General features: G+C 53.5%; 16 protein-coding genes. 11 read left to right on the top strand and 5 right to left on the bottom strand.

The window, feature by feature from the left end; all coding sequences use genetic code 11:
• Window positions 1-9 precede the first annotated feature (9 nt).
• Window positions 10-891 (bottom strand): nitrogenase iron protein, encoded by an 882-nt coding sequence (nifH, locus tag J5067_RS00785; RefSeq protein ID WP_264641976.1) that lies wholly within the window; start codon window positions 889-891, stop codon window positions 10-12.
• A gap of 476 nt (window positions 892-1,367) precedes the next feature.
• On the opposite strand from nifH, the gene nifJ reads away from it, so the two are divergent.
• The 9 genes from nifJ to J5067_RS00740 all read left to right on the top strand — a co-directional run bounded on the left by nifJ (window position 1,368) and on the right by J5067_RS00740 (window position 15,202).
• Entirely contained in the window at window positions 1,368-4,880 is a 3,513-nt protein-coding gene (gene nifJ, locus J5067_RS00780; RefSeq protein ID WP_264650200.1) for a pyruvate:ferredoxin (flavodoxin) oxidoreductase, read from the top strand.
• 245 nt (window positions 4,881-5,125) lie between these two features.
• Complete coding sequence (locus J5067_RS00775) at window positions 5,126-5,563, top strand: hypothetical protein (protein WP_264650199.1); 438 nt, start codon at window positions 5,126-5,128, stop codon at window positions 5,561-5,563.
• A 43-nt stretch (window positions 5,564-5,606) separates the two neighbouring features.
• Window positions 5,607-7,028: a triacylglycerol lipase gene (locus tag J5067_RS00770; protein ID WP_264627682.1), complete on the top strand. Its 1,422-nt coding sequence runs from the start codon at window positions 5,607-5,609 to the stop codon at window positions 7,026-7,028.
• A 287-nt stretch (window positions 7,029-7,315) separates the two neighbouring features.
• Entirely contained in the window at window positions 7,316-7,687 is a 372-nt protein-coding gene (locus tag J5067_RS00765) for a PTS lactose/cellobiose transporter subunit IIA (protein WP_264627684.1), read from the top strand.
• A 15-nt stretch (window positions 7,688-7,702) separates the two neighbouring features.
• A complete protein-coding gene (locus J5067_RS00760; protein ID WP_264627681.1) occupies window positions 7,703-7,996 on the top strand; it encodes a PTS sugar transporter subunit IIB in 294 nt (97 codons plus the stop codon).
• Between the two features lie 134 nt (window positions 7,997-8,130).
• A complete protein-coding gene (locus J5067_RS00755) occupies window positions 8,131-10,860 on the top strand; it encodes a sigma 54-interacting transcriptional regulator (protein ID WP_264650198.1) in 2,730 nt (909 codons plus the stop codon).
• 106 nt (window positions 10,861-10,966) lie between these two features.
• Window positions 10,967-12,229 carry a PTS sugar transporter subunit IIC gene (locus tag J5067_RS00750; RefSeq protein ID WP_264641971.1) on the top strand — a complete coding sequence of 421 codons (1,263 nt, stop codon included), beginning with the start codon at window positions 10,967-10,969 and terminating at the stop codon, window positions 12,227-12,229.
• A gap of 35 nt (window positions 12,230-12,264) precedes the next feature.
• Entirely contained in the window at window positions 12,265-13,734 is a 1,470-nt protein-coding gene (locus J5067_RS00745) for an FGGY-family carbohydrate kinase (RefSeq protein ID WP_264650197.1), read from the top strand.
• Window positions 13,735-13,762: 28 nt separating this feature from the next.
• Window positions 13,763-15,202: a glycoside hydrolase family 1 protein gene (locus J5067_RS00740; protein WP_264628026.1), complete on the top strand. Its 1,440-nt coding sequence runs from the start codon at window positions 13,763-13,765 to the stop codon at window positions 15,200-15,202.
• 3 nt (window positions 15,203-15,205) lie between these two features.
• Here J5067_RS00740 and mltB read toward each other — a convergent pair whose 3' ends face one another.
• Entirely contained in the window at window positions 15,206-16,351 is a 1,146-nt protein-coding gene (mltB, locus tag J5067_RS00735) for a lytic murein transglycosylase B (RefSeq protein WP_264641968.1), read from the bottom strand.
• A 176-nt stretch (window positions 16,352-16,527) separates the two neighbouring features.
• Window positions 16,528-18,630 carry an elongation factor G gene (fusA, locus tag J5067_RS00730; protein ID WP_264650196.1) on the bottom strand — a complete coding sequence of 701 codons (2,103 nt, stop codon included), beginning with the start codon at window positions 18,628-18,630 and terminating at the stop codon, window positions 16,528-16,530.
• A 402-nt stretch (window positions 18,631-19,032) separates the two neighbouring features.
• Between fusA and J5067_RS00725 the strand changes: the two genes are divergently transcribed.
• Entirely contained in the window at window positions 19,033-20,289 is a 1,257-nt protein-coding gene (locus tag J5067_RS00725; protein ID WP_264650195.1) for an NEL-type E3 ubiquitin ligase domain-containing protein, read from the top strand.
• A 103-nt stretch (window positions 20,290-20,392) separates the two neighbouring features.
• Window positions 20,393-20,704: a helix-turn-helix transcriptional regulator gene (locus tag J5067_RS00720; RefSeq protein WP_264628262.1), complete on the top strand. Its 312-nt coding sequence runs from the start codon at window positions 20,393-20,395 to the stop codon at window positions 20,702-20,704.
• Between the two features lie 67 nt (window positions 20,705-20,771).
• On the opposite strand, the gene ygjG is transcribed toward J5067_RS00720, so the two are convergent.
• Both ygjG and patD read right to left on the bottom strand, forming a co-directional pair.
• The gene (ygjG, locus tag J5067_RS00715; protein WP_264641965.1) at window positions 20,772-22,178 is read right to left on the bottom strand and encodes a putrescine aminotransferase; all 1,407 of its coding nucleotides are present in this window, start codon (window positions 22,176-22,178) and stop codon (window positions 20,772-20,774) included.
• A 362-nt stretch (window positions 22,179-22,540) separates the two neighbouring features.
• A complete protein-coding gene (gene patD / locus J5067_RS00710; protein ID WP_264643673.1) occupies window positions 22,541-23,965 on the bottom strand; it encodes an aminobutyraldehyde dehydrogenase in 1,425 nt (474 codons plus the stop codon).
• Window position 23,966: the final 1 nt, after the last annotated feature.

Here is a 23,966-nt window from a genome sequence, read left to right as displayed (position 1 = left end):
GTTGAGCAATCAGGCCGCATTCTCTTCGGCAGCGGTTTTACCGATGATGCTGGTGTCTTCCTCTTCCATGATGCCGAATTCCATCAGCAGATCTTCCAGTTCATCCATGGTGCAAGGCACTGGGATCACTTTCATGGTGTTGTTGACAATCTTCTGGGCCAGCGTGCGGTATTCGTTAGCTTGCTTGCAGTTCGGGTCATATTCGATGACCGTCATACGGCGAATTTCAGCGCGCTGTACGATGTTGTCGCGCGGTACGAAGTGGATCATCTGCGTGCCGAGTTTTTCTGCCAGCGCAACGATTAGCTCATCTTCACGATCGGTATTACGCGAATTGCAAATCAACCCCCCCAAACGCACCTTGCCGGTTTTGGCGTATTTCACGATCCCTTTGGAAATGTTGTTAGCGGCATACATCGCCATCATTTCGCCGGAGCACACAATGTAAATCTCCTGCGCTTTGTTCTCACGAATCGGCATAGCGAAGCCGCCGCACACCACGTCGCCCAAGACGTCGTAGAACACAAAATCAAGATCTTCTTCATACGCCCCTTCTTCTTCCAGGAAGTTGATGGCGGTGATCACCCCACGTCCCGCACAGCCCACACCCGGCTCCGGACCACCGGATTCGGCGCAGCGCACGTTGCCGTAGCCAATTTGCAAAACATCTTCCAGTTCGAGGTCTTCAACTGAACCAACTTCTGCCGCCATTTCCATAATGGTGTTCTGCGCTTTGGCGTGAAGGATCAAACGCGTGGAGTCCGCCTTGGGGTCACAACCGATGATCATGACCTTCTTGCCCATTTCCGCCAGTGCGGCGACCAGATTCTGAGTGGTGGTGGATTTACCAATCCCCCCTTTGCCATAGATGGCACATTGACGCAAAGCCATGATTGCTTCTCCTGTTTCGGGTTGGCGGCGTGTGGTACGCCGAATATGTTGCATTCTCCCTGTTGCAGGGAACGTACCAGCCATGCCAAAACGGTTAATACATTGAAAGTATTAATTTTGTTAGAAGCTTAGCCGCCGGGGAGGAAACAAACACAAGACAAAGGGCAAACCAATTGTTGTAAAGCGGACAATCGCGCCACGGAGGAGCGGCAACGCGGTTTTGCGGTGACAGGCACGACAGTTTGTTGGCTGCACGACAGGATGTGGTGCTTTCTGTCTTATTTCATGCAATTTTCCCTGATGGCACACCGCACCAGAGGCAAAGAAGAGCGCATAACCCATTCAATAAAAACATCTTTTCATCTCGATAGCGAAATGGCACAGGCTGTGCTTCAAGCCTCGCTGAAACGGCGAATCGATGGCGCGACCGCTCTGCGCCCCGTAATCACCCGCGCCATACCAATGAGGAAGCCCGCATGAGCAGAAAAATGAAAACGATGGATGGAAATGCCGCCGCCGCCTACATCTCTTACGCCTTTACCGACGTGGCCGCTATCTATCCCATCACGCCCTCTACGCCGATGGCGGAAAACGTGGACGAATGGGCCGCACAGCATAAAAAAAACCTGTTCGGCCAGCCGGTGCGTTTGATCGAGATGCAGTCCGAAGCCGGCGCGGCCGGTGCGGTGCACGGTGCGCTACAGGCCGGAGCGCTCACCACCACCTATACCGCTTCGCAGGGGCTGCTGTTGATGATCCCCAACCTGTATAAAGTCGCCGGAGAACTGTTGCCGGGCGTGTTTCACGTCAGTGCCCGGGCATTGGCGACCAACTCGCTCAATATATTTGGCGATCATCAGGACGTAATGGCGGTACGCCAAACCGGCTGCGCCATGCTGGCAGAAAGCAGCGTACAGCAAGTGATGGATCTGTCTGCGGTCGCGCATCTGACGGCCATCAAAGGGCGCGTGCCCTTTATCAATTTCTTTGACGGCTTTCGCACCTCCCATGAGATCCAAAAGATTGAAGTGCTGGAGTACGATGAGCTGGAACCGCTGCTGGACCGCGACGCGCTCAACCGCTTTCGCCGCAACGCGTTGAACCCCGACCATCCGGTGGTGCGCGGCACGGCGCAAAACCCGGATATCTACTTTCAGGAACGAGAATCCGCCAACCGTTTTTACGACGCGCTGCCTGCGATGGTGGAAAGTTACATGGCTGACATCACCCGACTCACCGGACGTGAATACCATCTGTTTAATTATTACGGCGCGCCCGATGCCGAACGGATGATCGTTGCCATGGGATCGGTATGCGAAACCATTCAGGAAACGGTGGATTATCTCAACCAGCGCGGTGAGAAAGTGGGATTGCTGACGGTGCATTTGTACCGCCCGTTCTCGCTGTCGCACTTCTTTGCGCAGATCCCGGATTCGGTACAACGCATTGCCGTGCTGGATCGCACCAAGGAACCCGGCGCGCAAACGGAGCCGCTGTGTCTGGACGTGAAAAATGCCTACTATCGTCACGCTCAGCCGCCACTGATCGTCGGCGGTCGTTACGGGTTGGGCGGCAAGGACATTTTGCCAACGCACATCGTGTCGGTCTTTGAGAATCTTACCCGGCCACTGCCGCAGGATGGCTTTACCGTCGGCATCACCGATGATGTCACCCACACCTCACTGCCGCAGGCCAGCGCGGTTATTGATGTCGCGCGCGTCGGCACCACCGCCTGCAAATTCTGGGGGCTGGGATCGGACGGCACGGTGGGTGCCAACAAAAGCGCCATCAAGATTATCGGCGATAAAACGCCGCTCTATGCCCAGGCTTATTTCTCCTATGACTCGAAGAAGTCGGGTGGGATCACCGTCTCTCACCTGCGATTTGGGCAAAGCCCGATCACCTCACCCTATCTTATTCATCACGCGGATTTTATTGCCTGTTCGCAACAGAGCTACGTCGAAAAATATGACCTGCTGGCCGGGCTGAAACCGGGCGGGACTTTTCTACTCAACTGCACCTGGACGCCGGATGAGCTGGCGTTAAAGCTGCCCACCGCCATGAAGCGCTATCTGGCCCAGAACCACATTCGCTGCTACACCCTCAATGCGGTGCAGATTGCTCAACGTCTCGGCCTGGGCGGGCGCTTTAACATGATCATGCAGGCCGCCTTCTTTAAGCTCACCAACATTATTCCTCCGGAAACCGCCGCCGACTATTTAAAAAGCGCGGTGGTTAAATCCTATGGCAGTAAAGGGCCAAAGGTGGTGGAGATGAACCATGCCGCGATCGATCAGGGTATGCAGGCGTTGGTGGAAGTGGCTATCCCCACAGTGTGGGCCACGCTGCCCGATGACACACGCCCGCTCGCGCGCGCCGTACCCGATTTTATCCGCCAGATTCTGGAACCGATGAACCGCCAGGAAGGTGACGCGTTGCCCGTCAGCGCCTTTATCGGCATGGAAGACGGCACCTTTCCCCCCGGTACCGCAGCCTATGAGAAACGCGGCATTGCGATCCAGGTTCCGGTTTGGCAGCCGGAAGGCTGCACCCAGTGTAACCAGTGCGCCTTTATCTGCCCGCACGCGGCTATCCGCCCGGCATTGTTGAATGAGGAAGAGCGCGCAGCAGCACCGGTTTTCTTGCTCAGCACCCCGGCACAAGGGGCCAAGACGATGGAGTATCATCTGTCGGTATCGCCGCTGGATTGCTCCGGTTGCGGCAACTGTGCGGATATCTGCCCGTCACGCGGCAAATCACTCACCATGCAACCGCTGGAAAGCCAGCGGCATCAGGTTGGACTATGGGAACATGTGCTGGCACTGTCGCCCAAAGTGAATCCGTTTAGCAAAACCACCGTCAAAGGCAGCCAGTTTGAAACGCCACTGCTGGAATTTTCCGGCGCCTGCGCCGGTTGCGGAGAGACGCCTTATGCACGCTTGCTGACGCAACTGTTTGGCGATCGCATGTTGGTAGCCAATGCGACAGGTTGCTCGTCAATCTGGGGCGCGAGCGCACCGTCGATCCCGTACACCACCAACCACAAGGGGCAAGGCCCGGCTTGGGCCAACTCGCTGTTTGAAGACAACGCCGAATTCGGTTTAGGGATGTTACTCGGCAGCCGGGCCGTGCGTGCACAAGTGGCGAGCGATATTCAAACCGCGCTGGCGTTGCCTGTCACCCCGGCATTGCATACCGCGCTCACCGACTGGCTGGAGCACAAAGAGCGCGGCGATGGCACGCGGGCACGGGCTGAAGCCGTTATCGCCCAGTTGGCGCAGGAGCACACCACCTCACCGCTGCTGGCACGCGTCTACCAGAATCGCGACTATCTGCCGAAACCATCGCAGTGGATCTTCGGTGGCGACGGCTGGGCCTATGATATTGGCTATGGCGGGTTGGATCACGTGCTGGCTTCCGGGGAAGATATCAATGTGCTGGTATTCGATACCGAGGTGTATTCCAACACCGGCGGCCAGTCGTCCAAATCCACACCGGTAGCGGCCATCGCCAAGTTTGCCGCAGAGGGGAAACGCACGCGCAAAAAAGACCTCGGTATGATGGCGATGAGCTACGGCAACGTCTATGTGGCGCAGATTGCCATGGGGGCCGATAAGGCGCAAACGCTGCGCGCCATTGCCGAAGCGGAAGCCTGGCCGGGCCCGTCGTTGATCATCGCCTACGCGGCCTGTATCAACCACGGACTGAGCGCAGGCATGGGATGCAGCCAGCGCGAGGCAAAACGCGCGGTGGACGCCGGTTACTGGCACCTGTATCGCTTCGATCCGCTGCGCCAGGATAAAGGCAAAAACCCGTTTGTGCTCGATTCGGACGAGCCGGAAGAGGATTTTCAAGACTTTCTGATGGGCGAAGTGCGCTACGCCTCGCTCAAACGCCAGCATCCGGCAGTGGCCGACAGCCTGTTTGAGCAAACCGAGCAGGATGCCAAAGATCGCTTTGAACGTTATCGTCGGTTGGCGGAAGGCTGATCGAGTTTCGGGTATCTCTGGCACACCTAATGGAATAATGCTTTCCTTATTATCGGGTTGGTAGATGTAAACCCCAACCCGAAATAAAGCATTGCACGCTAAGCAAAAATATAAAGAATCGTTTTTTGATATCGATCACAAAAAGCCATCATAAATAAAGCGAATATAAAATAATCACTCATGATTAATCATTATGAATAGACTCCCCTGACAACATAGATTGTTCAATCTTGCGGCATACCTTTATGGAATTTAAAGAGCTTCTTGATTTGCATGAAAGACTTGAAAGCCGTATTAATGCTTATTGGACATATTGGTCTGTCGCTATATTTGCGATAGCGGGTTGGTTATTTTCAGGAAAACAGACGCTCATTCTTGATCAAAAAATAGGGATCGCCTTGGGCGCAGCCGTTTTTTTCTTTGCCAATTTAGGCGTGCTATTACCTTGTACACGACTGGCCGCCAGCGTGCGTGATGAAATCCGTTTGCAAGCACAAAATATCCCTTTCACAAGTAAAAAATTATCTCTCGCCTTTGCTGAAGATGGCTTTAAATTCCGATATACGCTCACGTTGCTTTTACATGTAGCCGTCGACATTATCGTGCTATGGCATATATTTGCACATAAATCAAGTCCCGAACCCACTGATAATAAAATAATAACCTTCTTTTTATTTCAATAAAAATTCACTTCAGACTTACACACACAATCGAGGAGATACCTCAATGAAAAAACATGTGTTAATTATTCATGGGTGGAGTGACACCTCTAAATCATTTTATGCTTTGGCTGAATTCTTACGAAAAAATAACTATGCAGCCACCGAGTTATGGTTAGGAGACTATATATCACTGGATGACGATGTGCGTGTGGCCGATGTCGGCAAAAAGATGGGGCAAGTCATCGATGACATGATGGAAAAAGCAGAGTTGCCCCCCTTATTCGACGTTATTGTTCACAGTACCGGGGGACTGGTAACGCGTGAATGGCTCACCTCACACTACCGTGGTAAAGCCGAAGCCTGTCCGATGAAACGTTTTATTATGCTCGCCCCCGCCAATTATGGATCCAAACTGGCAGCAACGGGCAAGAGTATGCTGGGGCGTATCGTCAAGGGCTATAACAACTGGTTTCATACCGGGCAAGGTATCCTTAACGATCTTGAACTGAGCTCACCCTACCAGTGGGAATTAGCCCAGCGCGACATGCTCATTGGCCCCGATTCTGACGACACGGCACGCTATTACGGTGAAGATAAAGTCTGGCCGTTTGTAATTGTGGGCACCCATCCTTATACCTCCCTATTACGCCAAATCGTCAATGAAGATGGCGCTGACGGCACAGTAAGAGTTTGTGCCGCCAATTTGAATACCCAAGGAATCACGATTGATTTCCGGGAAAGTGACATTGATAAAGCCGTCACTTGTTGGCAATCACGGCTTGATGGTTTTTCCATACCGCTTGCCGTATTACCTACCCGAACCCACGGCTCTGTCATTGATCCTGACAGAGCAGATAAAAGCAATCAGGACGATATTGAAGAAACACCAGAAGAAAAAGCGCAATTGGGCACGTTTATATTAGAGGCGCTGGCCTGCGACGCATTTGACCAATACCTGAAAATTCAACTAGAGTGGCAGGCATTCAGTGAAAAAACAGCGGAAAGAAAAGAAAACGCCGACTATTACCATCAATATTTGCAGGCAAACTTTTACGTTACTGACGATCAGGATCAACCGGTAACGGATTATTTTTTGGAGTTTTTTTCCAATACCAATAAACAAAGTGATTCGGCCAATGTTTACTTTCACTCTTCAGTCATTCAGGGCGTTCACGTCAATTTGCAAAATGCAGCGCGAAGAAACATTTATTTCGATCGAACTGACTTGGTAGAAGGTTATTATCCATTGTTACCCAAGCGCGACAAACCAATACTTTTCCTCTCGATTTCTGCTGCTGCGCCAGGTAAAAACATCAGTTATTTTTCTAACTTAAAACTGGGCGCAGAGATGCAGATTCCCATTCATTACGAAGATGAATCAGCAACTCGATGGTTTAAGCGCAACTCCACCCATTTTGTGCGTATTATTCTACCGCGTCAGCCGGGCAATAAAGTGTTCGCGTTAACACGATTCGACAAAGTCTAAACCCTACGCCACCAGCGCGTCTTATGTTAAGACGCGCTGGCTAGACACTCGCGCCGTTCTCCCCCTGTGCGAGCACGTCCTCCGCTTCTGCCCTTCTGGGTGTCGTATTTCACCCCGTTATCCCGATTGCCAATAACGCGCTGTGGGTAAAACAGATCGATACAGTTTGCCAAAACACCATTTAATACATTGAAAATAATCATTTTATTTTCTTGGCATCGTTATTGCTTATACCTTGTCAGTGAAAAACAGAGCAGTGATTGTCATCATTTAAGGAGCTGGTAGTGATGAACGAGCAGGTGGATAGCGATTTTGAGGAGTTGGTGATTAACATCATTGTCAACGCAGGTCAGGCGAGAAGCCATGCCATCAAGGCCATTGAGTGCGCGGCACGTCAGGAGTTTGCTCCTGCACAGGAGTTGTTGGAACAAGCCACCGAGGCGTTGCGTGTTGCTCATCAGGCACAAACTAACCTGATAGAAGATGAAGCGCGCGGTGTGCATCACCCCGTCACGCTGCTGATGGTGCACGCTCAGGATCATTTGATGAACGCCATCACGGTGAAAGATTTGGCCCGGCAGCAGGTGGCTTGCTACCAGCACATGGCTGAATTAAGCAAACAGGTGCAAGCACTCTCACTTACCCAGGCACATTATTGAAACAAGGAGTAGGCCATGTTGCATATTACGCTGGTTTGTATGGGCGGTTTTTCCACGGGCATGCTGGTAAAAAGAATGCGTGAGGATGCCGTCAAACAAGCGCTCGATGTTGAAATTAACGCAACCTCCGAAAGCAATTTTAAAAACTTCGCCGACAAAACCGACGTCTTACTGATCGGGCCGCAGGTGAGTTTTATTGAAGGCACGATGAAAAGCCGCTACCCAAATTTGAAAATAGCGGTGATTAACGCCGTGGATTACGGCTCAATGAACGGTGGAAAGGTACTCGAATTCGCCCGTAATTTGTGAGCATGTAGTTATTACTGGCGCATTGTTTCGCCGCGCCGTGCGTCACTCGGTATATTGGCAGCAGATAGTTCTCAGGCTAATGATAGTCCTTGCACCAGCACTATTTTGCGCAAATGGATCAGGAGCACCAGAGCATGCGGATCGACATCGTCTATGACAAATTGAAGGCGCTTAGCGTCGAATCTGGCATCTCCGCCCCGCAGTTGGCGGAGGCGCTTGGCTATGCCAGAGCCAATGTCAGCAACGATCTGAACAGCCTGGTCGCGCAAGGAAAAGCGGTCAAAATCAAAGGTAAACCCGTTCTGTTTCAGGCTATCAACCCAGGAACCCTGGCCCGCAGCAGTGAAGGCGAATTCGCGCAGTTTATCGGCAGCAACGCCAGTCTGTTTCCGGCGATAGAGCAGGCCAAGGCGGCGGTGTTCTATCCCCCCAACGGGATGAATATGCTGATTCTGGGTGAAACCGGCGTGGGAAAATCCCTGTTTGCCGAGCTGATGTACCAGTATGCCAAAGCCATCGGCAAACTGCCGGCACAGGCTCCGTTTGTGATTTTTAACTGCGCCGATTATGCCAACAATCCGCAACTGCTGCTGGCGCAGTTGTTTGGTTGTAAAAAAGGGGCTTATACCGGTGCCGATGAAGATAAGGTTGGCCTGCTGGAAAAGGCGAATCACGGGGTGCTATTTTTGGATGAAGTGCACCGCTTGCCGCCAGAAGGACAGGAAATCTTTTTCACCTTTATCGATAAGGGAATTTTCCGCCGTTTAGGGGAAACGCAGGTCGAACGCACCGCCAGCGTGCGCATTTTTTCCGCCACCACGGAAGAGCCGGACTCCAGCCTGTTACGTACCTTTACCCGCCGTTTTCCGATGGTTATCCATTTACCTGCCTTGCGAAAACGCACCTTTCAGGAACGTTTTGCGCTGATCCAGTTTTTTTTCAATCAGGAAGCGGCGCATTTGCAGGAGAGTATCAGCGTTTCCGTAAATGCCCTGCGCGCCCTGCTGAGCTATGACTGCCCGAACAACATTGGTCAGCTCAAAGCGGATATTCGTTTCGCCTGTGCGGGCGCGTATGCGGAATTCATGACCGGCAAAAAAACCAGCTTCGCCATCAACAGTCGAACGCTGCCTAACCACGTCAGTCAGGCGCTGTATACCCATCTTGAGCATCGCCAAATCTGGAACACCATTATTGGCATCAACAAGAAGAGCGTCACCTTCTCTGGCACCAGCAACACGCCGCTGTTTGAAGACGATGCGCTCAACGACATTTACGACATGCTTAATCTGCGCATGTCGGAACTGCGCAGCCAGGGGATTGATGGCAATACCCTGGAAGAGGAGATTGAGAAAGATATCGCGGACTACTTCCAAACTCGGATTAGCCGCTATCAGGGCAAATATGATACGCGTCGTCTGGAGAATCTGGTCACGGCAGCGGTGCTGCGCCTGACCGAAGAGATCATCCGCTATGCCGAAGGGAAATTGCAGCGCACGCTGGACAATAAAGTCTATTACGGTTTGGCTACCCATATTGAAAATGCGCTCGATCGCGTGCGTCGCAACAAAAGCATTGTCCATCCGCAGCTAAACCGTATTCGCACCGGTCACCCGGAGGCTTTCAATGCGGCGCTGGATTGCCTGCGCATGATAGAGCGAGTGATGGAAATCACGCTGCCCATCGATGAAGCGGGATTTCTCGCCATGTTCTTTGTCTACAGCGAACGGGATCTGGAGCAGCGACAGACCGATGTCAAGGTGATCGTGGTGGCGCATGGGATAGACACCGCCAGCGCGCTGGTTGCCACCGCCAACGAGCTGCTCGGGGTCAATTATGCGGTGGGTTTTAACGTTCCTCTGTACGAAAAGGCGCAGTTGGTGCTGGAGCGGATTATTCGTCACATTCAGGCCAGCGAAGGCGTGTCGGAAGTGCTGTTGCTGGTCGATATGGGCTCACTGACTACCTTTGGTGCCGCCCTGGCGCAACACTGCGATGTGGCAACGCGTACCATACAGTTAATCAGCACCATGCACATTGTCGAGGCGATCCAGAGCGCCATGAACGGCCTACCGTTACAGGAGGTGTACCATAACGTGCTGATGGTTAACCAGTTGCTTGAACAGGAAGTGCCGCGCGATCGAGAGCCAGCACCCGCCCGCGTGCCCGCCGCCGCCGAGAAGAAACTGGCCATCGTGATGATCTGCACCACCGGAGAAGGCACGGCAAAAGTATTGGAAAACCGCCTGTCACAGGCGCTATCGAGTCGTATGCAGCGCGTCGCCGTGCTCTCGCAGCGTTTTGATAACGATGCCCAGCTCAATCAGGAACTGGCCGTACTGGGCCAACGCTATACGCTGGTTGCGCTGGTCAGCCCGTTCCCCCTCGCCACGGCGCTCACCCAGTTCGATCTGGCCGATGTGCTGTACTACGACGGCGTGACGGCGTTGGATCGGCTGATCGAGCGAGAATCTACCTATCTGCTGGTAGCCGAAACGCTGACACAGATTTTGCAGCATGTGAAACCCGATACGGCGCTGCTTGCCATCAAAGGGTTTAACGCGCGCGTGTCTGCGGCGCTGGGGATAACACTCTCTTCCAATATGCTTATCGGGCTGACCATGCATCTGGCGTGCCTGCTCGATCGTTTGCTGGAGGGGCCAACCCATAGCGACTTTCCCGACAAGGTGCGTTACCTACAACAGCATGACGCGATGATTCGTCTTATTCGTCACGAGCTGGTCGCCATTGAACAGGCGTTTTCGCTGAACATCAGTGAAGACGAAATATGTACCCTTTGCCGTTTTTTTATTTCACAGGACATCAGTCAATCAACAAAAGAGGTTATTAACGCATATCCATAATGAATGTGTAGAAAATATATAAAGCATCGACCAGGCGAGTCACGTTGCCGGGCGTTCTATACCAAAAATTTTCTATCCGGTACGTATAATTATAAAGGAAAGAAAGATGGCTAACCTACAAAATGCCATGTCCGGGCTGCAATTAGCCGCCTCGCACATGCAAAGCAACAAATATTTGATGTCAATTTCCAACGGTTTTACCGCTGCACTTCCAGTATTTATTATCGGGGCATTTTCCACGCTATTGGCGAATCTGCCGATTGACAGTTATTTGGCTTTTATTAAGGCACACGGATTACAGCAGGCGATTGCATTACCCGCCAGCGTGACGTTAAAAATAATGTCGATTTACGTGTGTTTCTTTATTGCTTATAAACTGGCAGGCTCGCTGGGCCATAATGAAATGGTGGTCAGCTCGATTGCTATCATGTGCTTTCTGATCACCAGTCCGGTGACGATAGTGGATGGCGCGGAGGTCATGCCGTTTAAATATCTCGGGGCGGGCGGGCTGTTTGTGGCGATTATGGTTGCCCTGCTGGTGAATAAAATCTATTCCTTTGTTGTCGATCGCCAGCTCACCATACGTATGGGCGACAACGTCCCTCCAGTGGTCGCGGAGACCTTTAACGGCCTGATCCCCGCCATCATCAACGTCATTATTTTTGCCACCATTGCGGCCCTGTTCAAACTGACCTCCGCCGGCAGCTTGCACGCCTACATTTACTTTATTATCCAGCAGCCCTTACTCGGCATCACCGGCTCTTACAGCGGTATGATCACATTTGTGGTGGTAGCGCACGTGCTGTGGCTGTTTGGCATTCACGGTCCGATGGTCACCGGCACTATCTGGAAACCGCTTTATCTGGCGATGGATCTGGAAAACCTGACCGCGTTTCAAAATGGCGATCCGCTGCCGCACATTGTCGGCTATGCCTTCTGGGGCATCTGGGCCAGTCTGGGTGGCAGTGGCTCCACGCTGGGTCTGAACCTGTTGATGGCCTTCAAAGCCAAAAGTGAAGGGTTGAAGAAGTTAGGCCGTATGGCGTTGCCAACCTCGTTCCTGTGCATCAACGAGCCGATTATTTTCGGTATTCCCATTGTACTTAATCCGATGCTGGCGATTCCGTTCGTGCTGGCCCCGGCACTGAACGTCACCGTCGCCTATTTCCTGATCGCAACCGACGTGCTGCCACGCATGATTGGCGTGTTCAACGTGATCGGTATGCCGGTGTTTGCTAACGCCTTTATCCAGGGCAGTTGGCTGTTTGCGCTGCTACAGGTGTTTCTGATCGTGCTCAACACGCTGATTTACTATCCATTTTTCAAACGGCTGGATAATACCATGCGCACTCAGGCCACGCAGGCTTGAGCCGAGACAGATTTGAAACAAGGGAGGCCGCACAGATGACGATCGCCGTAATTGATACCGGCACCACACAGATGAAGCTGGTGCTGTTCGACATACAGGGTGCCACGCAGTTTCAGCACGCCGTCAGCACCACGCCACGCTATTTCGATGACGGACGCGTGGAACAGGATCCGCAGCGTTGGCATGATGCATTGGCGGTGCTGCTGCACGCGGCGGCGCAGTATCTCTCCGCTCAGGGGTTGGCGCTGCACGCGCTGGCGTTGACGTCACAGCGTTCGTCAATTATCGCTGTCGATGCGCAAGGCAACGCGCTGTCACCCACGCTGATGTGGCAAGACACGCGCTCACAGGCGCTGTGCGACAGCCTGGCTGATGCCTCCCCTCAGGTGCATCAACGCTGCGGACTGCCGATTTCACCGGTGTTTTCCGCCGCCAAGATGCGATGGCTGAAGCAAAACCAAACGGCACTGTATCACCGCGCCGCAAAGTTGGTCGGCATCCACGACTTCCTGCTACACAGGCTGACCGGCCGTTTTTGTACCGACTATTCGCTGGCGTCACGCACCAACCTGTTTAACCTGCGCACCCGGCAGTGGGATGACAGCTTATTGGCGCTGTTCGAGCTCGATAAGGACAAGCTCTGCACCTTGCTCCCTCCCGGCAGCGTGGTCGGTGCACTGCAACCGTCGATCGCCGCGCAGGTCGGTCTGCCGGCGGGCATTCCGGTGATCAGCGCCGGTGGCGATCAGCAGTGCTGCGCCTTGGGCATGGGGCAGTTCGCTTCAGACCGGGTGATCGTCAATGTCGGCACCGGTGCCTACGTCATGGGCATGGCCGCAACGCTAAGCACTGCACCACTCGACGGCCATTTTGCCTACAACCACGCTGCCCTGCCGGGCAACATCGTGATTGAAGGCGCGTTGCTCTCCGCCAGTTGCGCTTACGACTGGTTCAACCGCACGTTCTATCAGGCTGACGGCGACTATCACACCATCAACCAGGAAGTCAGCGCCGCCTCGCCCGGCGGATACGGGCTGGTGCTGTCGCCTTTTTTCAAAGGGAAGCTCGTCCAGCAATCGCCCGGTGAAGCAAAAGCGTTCTTTTATGACATCGCCTTGCACCACACACGGGGGGATTTCGCCCGCGCCATTCTGGAAGGAATTGCCCATGAACTTCATCACCAGATTCAGGGCATCGCCCCGCTGGTGGGGGAAATAACCGATATCTACACCGCGGGTGGCATCACCCAATTCGGCACCTTCAACCAGATTCAGGCAGATATTTACAACCGCCCGGTGGTGGCACTCGAGGATAACGCCACGGCGGCGGGTGCCTGGATCTCTGCGGTGGTCACGCTGCAACACTACCGCAGCTACGCGCAAGCCCACCAACAGATTGCCCGCCATCAACACACATGGCGCTTCTCGCCGCAGCCGGACAACGTGGCGCTGTATCAGGCACAGGCGGTAAAAAGCCGCACCGTGCGAGAACACATTTACTCATGACCATTTTCTACTACACCAAGGTGATTGCATGCTGAACAAGATAAAAACTGACTTTCCCGCCGACTTTCTGTGGGGCGCCGCCACCTCCGCTTTTCAGGTAGAAGGTGGCTATCTGGAGGATGGCAAAGGGCTTTCCACCGCGGACACGCGCGCGTTGCTGAAATCTCATCAACAGGCTGATACCACAGTTGCCAGTGGACACTACACCCACTGGCGGGAAGATATCGCCTTGATGGCCGAACTGGGCCTGCGCTCTTACCGTTTTTCCATCGCCTGGACCCGTATTTTCCCCAATGGCGATGAAGCCGAGCCGAATCAGGCTGGGATTGATTTTTATCTGGCACTGATTGATGAACTGCGCCACCACCACATTGAACCCATCGTCACCCTGTACCATTTCGATTTTCCGGAAGGGTTGAATAAAAAGTACGGAGGCTGGCTGGCGCGTGAATCCATCGCCGATTTCGAGAAATATGCGCGCACCTTGTTTAGCGCCTTTGGCGACCGCGTGAAATACTGGCTGACCATTAACGAACAGAACCTGATGCTGTCAGTGGATGTGCTTATGGGATTGCAGGGTCTGGACGCCAACGAGGCCGATCGCCGCCGCTATCAGATGAACCATCACATGTTTCTGGCGACCGCTAAGGCGATTGAAGCCTGCCATGAACTGCTGCCACAGGCGAAGATTGGTCCGGCGGTCTCCTATGTGCCTATCTACCCGGCATCACCGCGCCCTGAAGATGTTTTAGCCGCGCGTCACAACCACGATCTGCGCAACCACGCCATGCTGCACGTGCATTGCTATGGCGACTATCCCGGTTACTACACCGCATTTTTGCAACAGCACGGCTGGTATCCGCAGGTGGAAGACGGTGATTTTGACTATCTGCGCCAGCATGCGCCGGATTTCATCGCCTTTAACTACTATCGCACCAACGTTGCCAGCGCCTGCCCGGCAGACATCAGCGTACAGGACATTGAGCGCATCAAAGACGAAACGGGCGATCGTTTGGCGTCCGTAATCCCCGGTTACTATCAGCGTGAAAAGAACCCCTACCTGAAGGCAACAGAATATGGCTGGCAGATCGATCCGATTGGCTTTCGCCTGGCATTTCGTGAACTGCATGAACGCTATCGGCTACCGCTGATGGTGACAGAGAATGGATTGGGTACACGCGATGAACTCACGCCGGACGGTAAGGTGCACGACGACTATCGCATTGCCTATATTCGCGATCACATCGAGCAGATGCGGCTCGCCATTCAGGACGGTGCACAGGTTATCTCCTACAACCCCTGGACCTTTATCGATGTGCTCAGTTCGAGCGATGGTTTTAAGAAGCGCTACGGCTTTGTCTATATCGATCGGGGTGAGTTCGATCCCACCCCGTTGACGCGCATCAAGAAGGACAGCTTCTACTGGTATCAGGCGTTGATCCGCAATAACGGCAACGCCCCAGCGTGACGTTTATTCCCAGCGCAGGCTAGGCTGCGCCCCACTCGTCGGCTGACGGGTGGGCATTGCCTGTACGGCGTTACCCTGGCTGGCCTGCTTCACCGCCAGCCCCAGTTGCCACACGGCCATCGCATAGTGGACGCTGTGATTATAGCGGGTGATGGCGTAGAAATTCGGCAAGCCGAACCAGTATTGGAATTGGTTGCCCATATCCAAGCGCAGTAAACTGACCTCGGTATGACCAATCAGCGGTTGGGCAGTACGCAGCCCGGCCGCCGTCAGCGTCGCCACTGGATAACGCGTTTTGAAACCGCTGTCCCAGGTGTTGGGCACCTGCCCTTGTGTCGGGATGGCTACCTCGGCACCGGCGGTCCAGCCGTGCGCTTTGAAGTAGTTGGCCACGCTGCCAATGGCATCGACCGGGTCCCACAAGTTGATATGCCCGTCACCGTTGAAATCGACCGCGTACTGCTTAAACGACGATGGCATAAACTGGCCGTAGCCCATGGCACCCGCATAGGAGCCTTTGAGCGAGAGCGGATCGTCTCCCTCTTTGCGCGCCATCAGCAGGAAGGTTTCCAGCTCACCGGCAAAATAGTCGGCGCGGCGCGGGTAGGCAAACGCCAGCGTCGCCAGGGCGTCAATGATGCGGGTTTTTCCCATCACCCGGCCCCAGCGGGTTTCCACGCCAATAATGCCGACGATGATCTCGGGCGGCACACCATAGGTTTGCCAGGCGCGTTGTAATGCGTCGTTATATTGATTCCAGAACAGCACCCCATTTTGCACGTTATCCGGCGTAATGAACTTGCTGCGATAACGCACCCAAGCCCCGTTTGGCGTCGGAGGTCCACCGGCTGAGACCGGTGCTTGCTGATCCATCAAACGGATCACCCAATCGAGCTTTTTGGCCTGTATCAGGACATCGTGCAATTGCTGGCGATCGAAACCGTGCTCTTGCACCATACGTGCAACAAAACGGTCTGTTTCTTTATTGAATGCAAAATCACCCTGTTGCAGTGGCCCGGTATGTTCAGGCTGCAACAGAAAGCCACCGGCTACCGGCGGTTGGGTGGCAGGATCTGCCGCCGAAGGTGCGGGGGCATGGCTGCTACAGGCAGCCAACAGCAGGGGTAACACAACAGCCAAATAACGCATCAGAAAGCCATTTAACGCCAAATGATAGGATACAGCTATGGTAAGCCAAAGTTCGGTATGAAAAAACAGAAATATCGAAATGAAACAGCGCGATAATGGGTATGCCGTGGTAAGTGCAAAAAAAAGAAAACCCCGGCAACGTTTGCCGGGGTTTTTCACTCACATGAAAGGGTGCACTAGGCTTTGGCGCGCGCCGTGATAATCGCCTCCATCACGTTGCGCGGTGCTTCCGCGTAATGCTTGAACTCCATGGTAAAGGTAGCGCGCCCTTGGGTCATGGAACGCAGCGTGGTGGCATAGCCAAACATCTCTGACAGCGGCACCTCGGCGCGAATCACCCGGTCACCCAGCCGTTCTTCCATGCCTTGCACCATGCCACGCCGTGAGGATAAATCCCCCATCACGTTCCCGGCGTAGGGTTCTGGTGTTTCCACTTCCACCTGCATCATCGGTTCCAAAATCACCGGATGCGCGCGTTTTACTCCCTCTTTAAAACCGAAGATCGCCGCCATGCGAAACGCCATTTCTGACGAGTCCACTTCATGATAGGAACCAAACGTCAGCGTGACTTTCACATCCACCAGCGGATAACCCGCCAACACGCCGTTGCTCATCGCTTCCCGCACCCCTTTTTCCACCGAGGGGATGTACTCACGCGGCACCACGCCGCCCTTGGTGGCATCCACAAAGGTGAACCCGGCACCGGCGGCCAGCGGTTCGAGTGACAGCACCACATGACCATACTGTCCTTTACCGCCGGATTGGCGCACAAACTTGCCTTCTACGTCCGTTACCGTCTGGCGTATCGTTTCGCGATAGGTCACCTGCGGTCGACCGACATTCGCTTCCACGCCAAATTCACGTCGCATGCGATCAACGATGATCTCCAGATGCAGTTCCCCCATACCGGCAATCAGGGTTTGGCCTGACTCTTCGTCCGTTTTCAGGCGTAACGACGGGTCTTCTGCCGCCAATCGCTGCAAGGCCAGCGCCATCTTTTCCTGATCGCCTTTGGTTTTCGGTTCGATCGCCAACGCGATCACCGGTTCCGGGAAGACCATCCGTTCCAACGTGATAACCGTATCGGGATCGGACAAGGTATCACCGGTCGTGACATCCTTAAGTCCGACACAGGCGGCGATATCACCGGCGCGGATCTCATCGACCTCGTGCCGCGTATTGGCATGCATTTGTACGATACGGCCAATACGTTCCCGCTTGCCCTTCACCGGGTTATAGACGCTGTCGCCTTTGCTCAGCACGCCCGAATAAACACGCACGAAAGTCAATTGACCGACGTACGGATCGCTCATCAGTTTGAATGCCAACGCCGAGAACGCGTCATCGTCATCGGCATGGCGTTCTGCGGGTGCGCCCTGCTCATCCACCCCCTGCACCGCCGGAATATCCAGCGGTGAAGGCATCAGTTCCACAATGGCATCCAGCAGGCGCTGCACCCCTTTGTTTTTGAACGCGCTGCCGCACAGCATAGGCTGAATCTCACCGGCAATGGTGCGCAGACGCAAGCCTTGTACGATCTCCGCTTCGCTCAGATCGCCCTGCTCAAGATAGCGATCCATCAACGTCTCGGAGGCTTCCGCCGCCGCAGACACCATCTGCTCACGCCATACCTGCGCCGTTTCCACCACCTCAGCCGGGATGGGCTGGTAGCTGAAGGTCATCCCCTGAGTGGCATCATCCCAAAAAATGGCACGCATCTTCACCAAATCGACCACGCCGCTGAAATGCTCTTCGCTGCCGATGGGCACGACGATCGGCACCGGATTGGCCTTCAGGCGCTCAACCATCATCTGGCGCACGCGGAAAAAATCGGCACCGGCGCGGTCCATTTTATTCACGAACGCCAGACGCGGAACCCGGTACTTATTGGCCTGACGCCAGACGGTTTCCGATTGCGGCTGAACGCCACCCACAGCGTCATACACCATCACCGCGCCGTCGAGCACGCGCATCGAGCGCTCTACCTCGATGGTGAAATCCACGTGCCCTGGGGTGTCGATAATATTGATGCGGTGCTGGTCAAAGCGGTTGTCCATCCCCTGCCAAAAACAGGTCACTGCCGCAGAGGTAATGGTGATCCCGCGCTCCTGCTCCTGCGCCATCCAGTCAGTCGTGGCCGCACCGTCATGCACTTCACCCAGCTTATGGCTCATCCCGGTGTAAAACAGGATGCGCTCCGTGGTGGTGGTTTTCCCCGCGTCGATGTGTGCAGAGATGCCAATGTTGCGGTAACGGTCAATAGACGTTGTACGAGCCATGATGTGTCCTTAATAACGAAAGGGTTCGGACGTGGCAGTGAACTGTCGCAGGGAGAACCCGGATTGATAACGGCGACGATTATAGTACAACTGTTCGAGTATATTCGAACTATTTTTTTGAAAATGTCATTCAACAGGTTGCCCAATCGCGATCCGTTGCGCGTTGATGGACGTCTGGAGGATGGCCCACTTGCAGCCTACGCCTCAGCAACATTCCCTGCAATCGGTGATAGGTTTTGGTTACAAAAAACGGGCCTAACTCGAAACGCTTTTTATAAAAACCATAATATAAACAAAAGCGTGAATAATAACTTTTATTTATCCCTAAAAACAAAAGTGGAATATGCAAGACATGGCTATCAAAAAAAAAGATATTAATCCTTTGACTGATAGGATATCACCATGCCCTACTCCCATGTTAATGAATTAGCAGATCATCTCACGTTCACATCAGACGCCAGATGGAGTAATAGAAACCCAATCAGAGCCGGTATTTTTTTAACACGGGTCAATCGTGCACAAAACGAATATCTTCAACTACAGTATAACGCCATATATCCCGGCAATCTCTCAGAGTTAAGCCATGAAATACCCATCAGCGCCCCGCCCCGCCCTTCTGTGAATGCAGGAAATACCACGGCAGATATACTGAGAATTCTTTTCCAGCCGCAGTTAAATTACTTTCCCTCAGAGGTAAATATAAACACTGCCACAGAGGGTAGAATGTTGCTTATGGAGATCCACCATTGGTATACGCCAGAAGATCTAAACAGCAAACCTCTGGTATCACAACCACACCTAACGAAATTGGCACACTGGGAGACGCTTGCTAAAAACAGCAACAGTACATCATTTTCCCAATTCTTGAGTAAACTCAGAGCCTGTGATGTCGTTACTCACTCTTCGGAATTTAAACAGCACATCAGAACGTTTCTGGACAATATTGTTTTATCACCCTCGTTGGCAGAAACCTTGTTTGCTATCGCCTATGACGGAACCGCCAGTTGCAACGACAAGACCCTGTTTACTTACAACCAGATGCAGCAAGTGATGATTGTTGACGACATTAACAAGGGAAAATATGACAACCAACTGGATGCGTTGATTACCATAGCCAGACGCGTTTATCGCACCAGACAATTAACGATAATGGCCAATCAGCATATGAAGCGGCATCCTAACACGGATGAAGTTGAAGTTTACCTCGGTTTCCAAACCCGTTTGCACAGCGCGTTAGATTTGCAACACTTCGCGCCAGATATGCACAGTTTTATTTGCTCAAAAATTTCAGCAGAGGACCTAATCTCGGCGGAGAAAACCATTAAAAAAAATGAAAACATTCAATTTCCAGCCTGGCTCGCACAGTGGGAGCCGTTACATGCGTTGATTGAACGGCTTGCGCCAGAAAAAATACGGGCCGCTCAGGAGAAAAGATACCATATGCTGGAGTTTGAATACCAAAAAAATGTTGATGATTTGCTGCGAAAGAACATATTAAAAAATATCCCAGATGCCGAAATAAATGCGGGAAAAATAGTATTAAAAAAAATGCAGCTTGAGATTGATCGCGCGCTGATTGCTGATTTCTTTTCTCAACATCAACTCAATAGTGCCATTGAGAATGAATTCTGGAGCAAGGATAATTACAGCAAGGCGTAAAACACACGTCAGGATGACATCATCAAACACTCCCGCTATAGTGACCGCTGACGAACGGTTACGGCGACCAGACGGCGTCGTTAATAAATGGATACGGAGTACTATGATCGCTCACCATCCCGAACCTGAGCAGATTCGATTAGAGAACGTTTTACTGGCTTTGGGTAACCCGGTACGGTTAGAAGTAGTACGTATTTTAGCCCAGCAGGGGGAGCAATCCTGCGGAGCCCTTTCGCAAGGGGCAGCAAAATCCACCATGTCGCACCATTGGCGGGTATTGCGCGACAGTGGCGTGATTTGGCAACGCCCTAATGGCCGAGAAAACCTCCTTTCGCTGCGACGTGACGATCTGGATGCGCTTTTCCCCGGCCTGTTAGACACACTGTTAACCGCACTGGAGCAGCGCGGCGCATAAAAAAAGCCGGTCTGGTTGCAGACCGGCTTTCGTGCATGAGTTTTACTCAGCGTATCAAGGTAGCGTTTCACCCTACAGCGTATTCCTTAAGTTGAATGTCATTCGGTTGTGCACCCCGCAGTTTTTTCAACACCTCACCGGCTTGCAGCAAAACCTGTGCGCACTGGTTGTGGGTAATGGTTAACGGCGGTTCGATACGGACCGATTTGGCATTGTTCAGCGTACCCGCCACCAGAATGCCGCGTTTAAACAGCTCACTGGCGAAGGCGTAGCCAATTTCGTTTTCTCTGAATTCGATCGCTTGCAGCAATCCTAAACCGCGCGCCTCGACAATCAGTTCTGGATAGTCGGTGGCTAACTGCCGTAATCCATCCAGTAAAAACGCCCCTTGTTGTGCGGCTCTGTCCGCCAGATTCTGCGTGAGCAAAACGTTAATGGTCGCCAACGCCGCAGTACAGGCCAACGGGTTACCGCCAAACGTCGTGGTATGCAGGAACGGATTATCGAACAACACGGAAAAGACCGCTTCTGTCGCCACGGTCGCGCCGATGGGCATCACACCGCCACCCAGCGCTTTCGCCAAACAGAGGATATCCGGCTGCACACCATAGTGCTCACAGGCAAACATTTTACCCGTGCGCCCCATTCCGGTTTGCACTTCATCCAGAATCAGCAACGCGCCAATTTCATCGCACAGCGCGCGAACCGCCGGCAGGTAGTGAGCGGGGGGAACGATAACACCGCCTTCTCCCTGAATTGGCTCCAGGATGATAGCCGCAATGCCGTCTCCGCGTTTTTCACACAGGGCAACCTGCTGTTTCATGGCCTCAATGTCGCCAAAGGGCACATGGTGAAAACCGGGCAACAGCGGCATAAACGGTTGACGGAATGCCGGTTTGGCCGTTGCGGATAATGAACCTAACGATTTGCCGTGAAAGGCACCGTTGGTCGCGATAAAAGTGAAGCGTCCGCGCGGTGCCTGATAGGCTTTAGCCAATTTCAGCGCCGCTTCCACCGCTTCGGTGCCGCTGTTGCTGAAAAAGCTGTACTGCAAACTGCCCGGCGTAAGCGCCGCCAACGTTTTCGCCAACATGGCACGCATCGGATCGAGCAATTCCTGACTGTGCAACGGCTGCTTGGCCAACTGACTCTCTACTGCCGCAAGCACCGTCGGGTTACGATGGCCAACGTTGAAAATGCCATACCCCCCCAGACAATCGAGATATTCCTTTCCTTGCGTATCAACAAGCGTATTCGGACCGCTGGCGCGCCACTCTACGGCGCCAAAGTCCCCCCCAGAGGTGACGGATTTTCTGTAGCTCAGAAAACCCGGATTGACGTAATCGCGGAAGTTGCTCAGCACTTCCTGATTTAATGCGATGGTTTCTTCTTGCGTGAGGGTCTCTTTATGGACCCACTGTAGCGCCCGTTGAGAACACTCTAACGGGGTGAGTGTAGTGCGTAGTCTGGACAAACTGTGCTCCTTCGCAACGGATATCATGTGATATCAATTTAATTAATGCACAGAACACGCCAATTGTCTGTCAAAAGGCGCACTTTGAAACAAAATTTTTACATTGGAAGGCCAGCAAGAACAAAGCGGTGGGATTATGCGTACTTATCGGAATTAACTACCGTATCGGAAACGCTAATGGGAGTAAATATATGGAAAAACAACATGATTGCCCCATTATCGCGCATATTGCCCCACGATGGGGCATCTGAATAACCCCCTAAAAGGCGCTGGCGTCAGTGCCTCTATTGCCCCTGACGCCGGATATCAACACTGATAACAGCGGTTTACATTAACATTTACGAAACACAACCTCGCAACGATCAATGACGAATCATTATATGTCGCACGACGGTGTAATCCTCCAATCCATACATCGACATGTCTTTGCCGTAGCCGGACAGTTTCTGCCCACCGTGCGGCATTTCGCTCACCAGCATAAAGTGGGTATTGACCCAGGTGCAGCCATATTGCAGACAGGCCGCCAGACGATGCGCCCGCCCCACGTCGCGCGTCCACACCGAGGACGCCAGCCCGTAGCCGGACGCATTGGCCCAGGCGACGACTTGCGCCTCATCGTCAAACGGGGTAATCGACACCACCGGGCCAAACACCTCTTTTTGTACAATATCATCATCCTGCTGTGCGCCCGCCAGAACGGTCGGCTGGAAGTAGTACCCCGGCCCTTCAACGCGTTGCCCCCCCGTAACCACCTGAATGTGTGGCAACGCGCTGGCCTGCTCGACGAAGTGGGCGACACGCTCCAACTGTGCGGCGGTGATCAACGGCCCAAGCTCAGTATCCTCGCTGTTAGGGTCGCCCATATTGAGGCTGGCGACGGCCTGACCCAATTTGCTGACCACCTCATCATAGACGCCGCGCTGCACATACAAGCGACAGGCCGCCGTGCAATCCTGCCCGGCGTTGTAAAAACCAAAGCTGCGGATGCCGTCTACTACCTGATCGATATTGGCATCATCGAACACGATTACCGGCGCTTTGCCGCCCAGTTCCATATGCGTGCGTTTAATACTGGGGGCGGTATGCGACAAAATGTGTGCCCCGGTTGCAATCGATCCGGTGAGCGACACCATGTTCACCAGCGGATGCCCGGTTAGCGCGTCGCCGATGGCCGCTCCGGTACCGAATACCACGTTGACCACACCCGCAGGGAAAATGTCGGCCAGTAAAGATGCCAGATGAAACGTGGTGAGCGGCGTTTGCTCCGCCGGCTTCAATACCACACAGTTACCGGCCGCCAGCGCGGGTGCCAGTTTCCAGGCGGCCATCATCAACGGGTAGTTCCAGGGCGCAATGGATGCCACCACGCCGATGGGATCGCGTCGAATCATTGAGGTGTGCCCTTCCAGATATTCACCGGCGGCAGAACCACTCAGACATCTTGCTGCACCGGCGAAAAAGCGGAACACGTCCGCCACGGCGGGCAGTTCGTCATTTAACGCGGCGTGGTAGGGTTTGCCACAGTTCAGCGACTCCAGACGCGCAAAGGATTCTGCGTGCTGATCGATAGCATCCGCCAGTGCCAACAGCAGCAACGAGCGGGTTTTTGGCGTGGTCTGCCCCCATTGCGCAAAAGCGCTCTCCGCAGCACGCACGGCTGCATCAACCTGGTGCAGGTCTGCCTGGGGTATACGTGCAATCTCTTCCCCCGTCGCGGGGTTGAACACCGTCAGCGCAGCGCCCTGGCCCGCTTCGAGCTTACCGTCTATCAGCAGTTTGTCGTCCATC

The organism is Candidatus Symbiopectobacterium sp. NZEC151 (assembly GCF_025962655.1).
Classification (GTDB): domain Bacteria; phylum Pseudomonadota; class Gammaproteobacteria; order Enterobacterales; family Enterobacteriaceae; genus Symbiopectobacterium.
The sequence above is the reverse complement of the archived record's forward strand: the minus strand, read 5'-3'. Positions and strand labels throughout refer to the sequence as shown.

What these genes read in the sequence shown, in the direction of transcription:
- nifH (WP_264641976.1), bottom strand. Translation starts at nt 891, where the DNA reads ATGGCTTTGCGTCAATGTGCCATCTATGGCAAAGGGGGGATTGGTAAA.
- nifJ (WP_264650200.1), top strand. Translation starts at nt 1,368, where the DNA reads ATGAGCAGAAAAATGAAAACGATGGATGGAAATGCCGCCGCCGCCTAC.
- J5067_RS00775 (WP_264650199.1), top strand. Translation starts at nt 5,126, where the DNA reads ATGGAATTTAAAGAGCTTCTTGATTTGCATGAAAGACTTGAAAGCCGT.
- J5067_RS00770 (WP_264627682.1), top strand. Translation starts at nt 5,607, where the DNA reads ATGAAAAAACATGTGTTAATTATTCATGGGTGGAGTGACACCTCTAAA.
- J5067_RS00765 (WP_264627684.1), top strand. Translation starts at nt 7,316, where the DNA reads ATGAACGAGCAGGTGGATAGCGATTTTGAGGAGTTGGTGATTAACATC.
- J5067_RS00760 (WP_264627681.1), top strand. Translation starts at nt 7,703, where the DNA reads ATGTTGCATATTACGCTGGTTTGTATGGGCGGTTTTTCCACGGGCATG.
- J5067_RS00755 (WP_264650198.1), top strand. Translation starts at nt 8,131, where the DNA reads ATGCGGATCGACATCGTCTATGACAAATTGAAGGCGCTTAGCGTCGAA.
- J5067_RS00750 (WP_264641971.1), top strand. Translation starts at nt 10,967, where the DNA reads ATGGCTAACCTACAAAATGCCATGTCCGGGCTGCAATTAGCCGCCTCG.
- J5067_RS00745 (WP_264650197.1), top strand. Translation starts at nt 12,265, where the DNA reads ATGACGATCGCCGTAATTGATACCGGCACCACACAGATGAAGCTGGTG.
- J5067_RS00740 (WP_264628026.1), top strand. Translation starts at nt 13,763, where the DNA reads ATGCTGAACAAGATAAAAACTGACTTTCCCGCCGACTTTCTGTGGGGC.
- mltB (WP_264641968.1), bottom strand. Translation starts at nt 16,351, where the DNA reads ATGCGTTATTTGGCTGTTGTGTTACCCCTGCTGTTGGCTGCCTGTAGC.
- fusA (WP_264650196.1), bottom strand. Translation starts at nt 18,630, where the DNA reads ATGGCTCGTACAACGTCTATTGACCGTTACCGCAACATTGGCATCTCT.
- J5067_RS00725 (WP_264650195.1), top strand. Translation starts at nt 19,033, where the DNA reads ATGCCCTACTCCCATGTTAATGAATTAGCAGATCATCTCACGTTCACA.
- J5067_RS00720 (WP_264628262.1), top strand. Translation starts at nt 20,393, where the DNA reads ATGATCGCTCACCATCCCGAACCTGAGCAGATTCGATTAGAGAACGTT.
- patD (WP_264643673.1), bottom strand. Translation starts at nt 23,965, where the DNA reads ATGGACGACAAACTGCTGATAGACGGTAAGCTCGAAGCGGGCCAGGGC.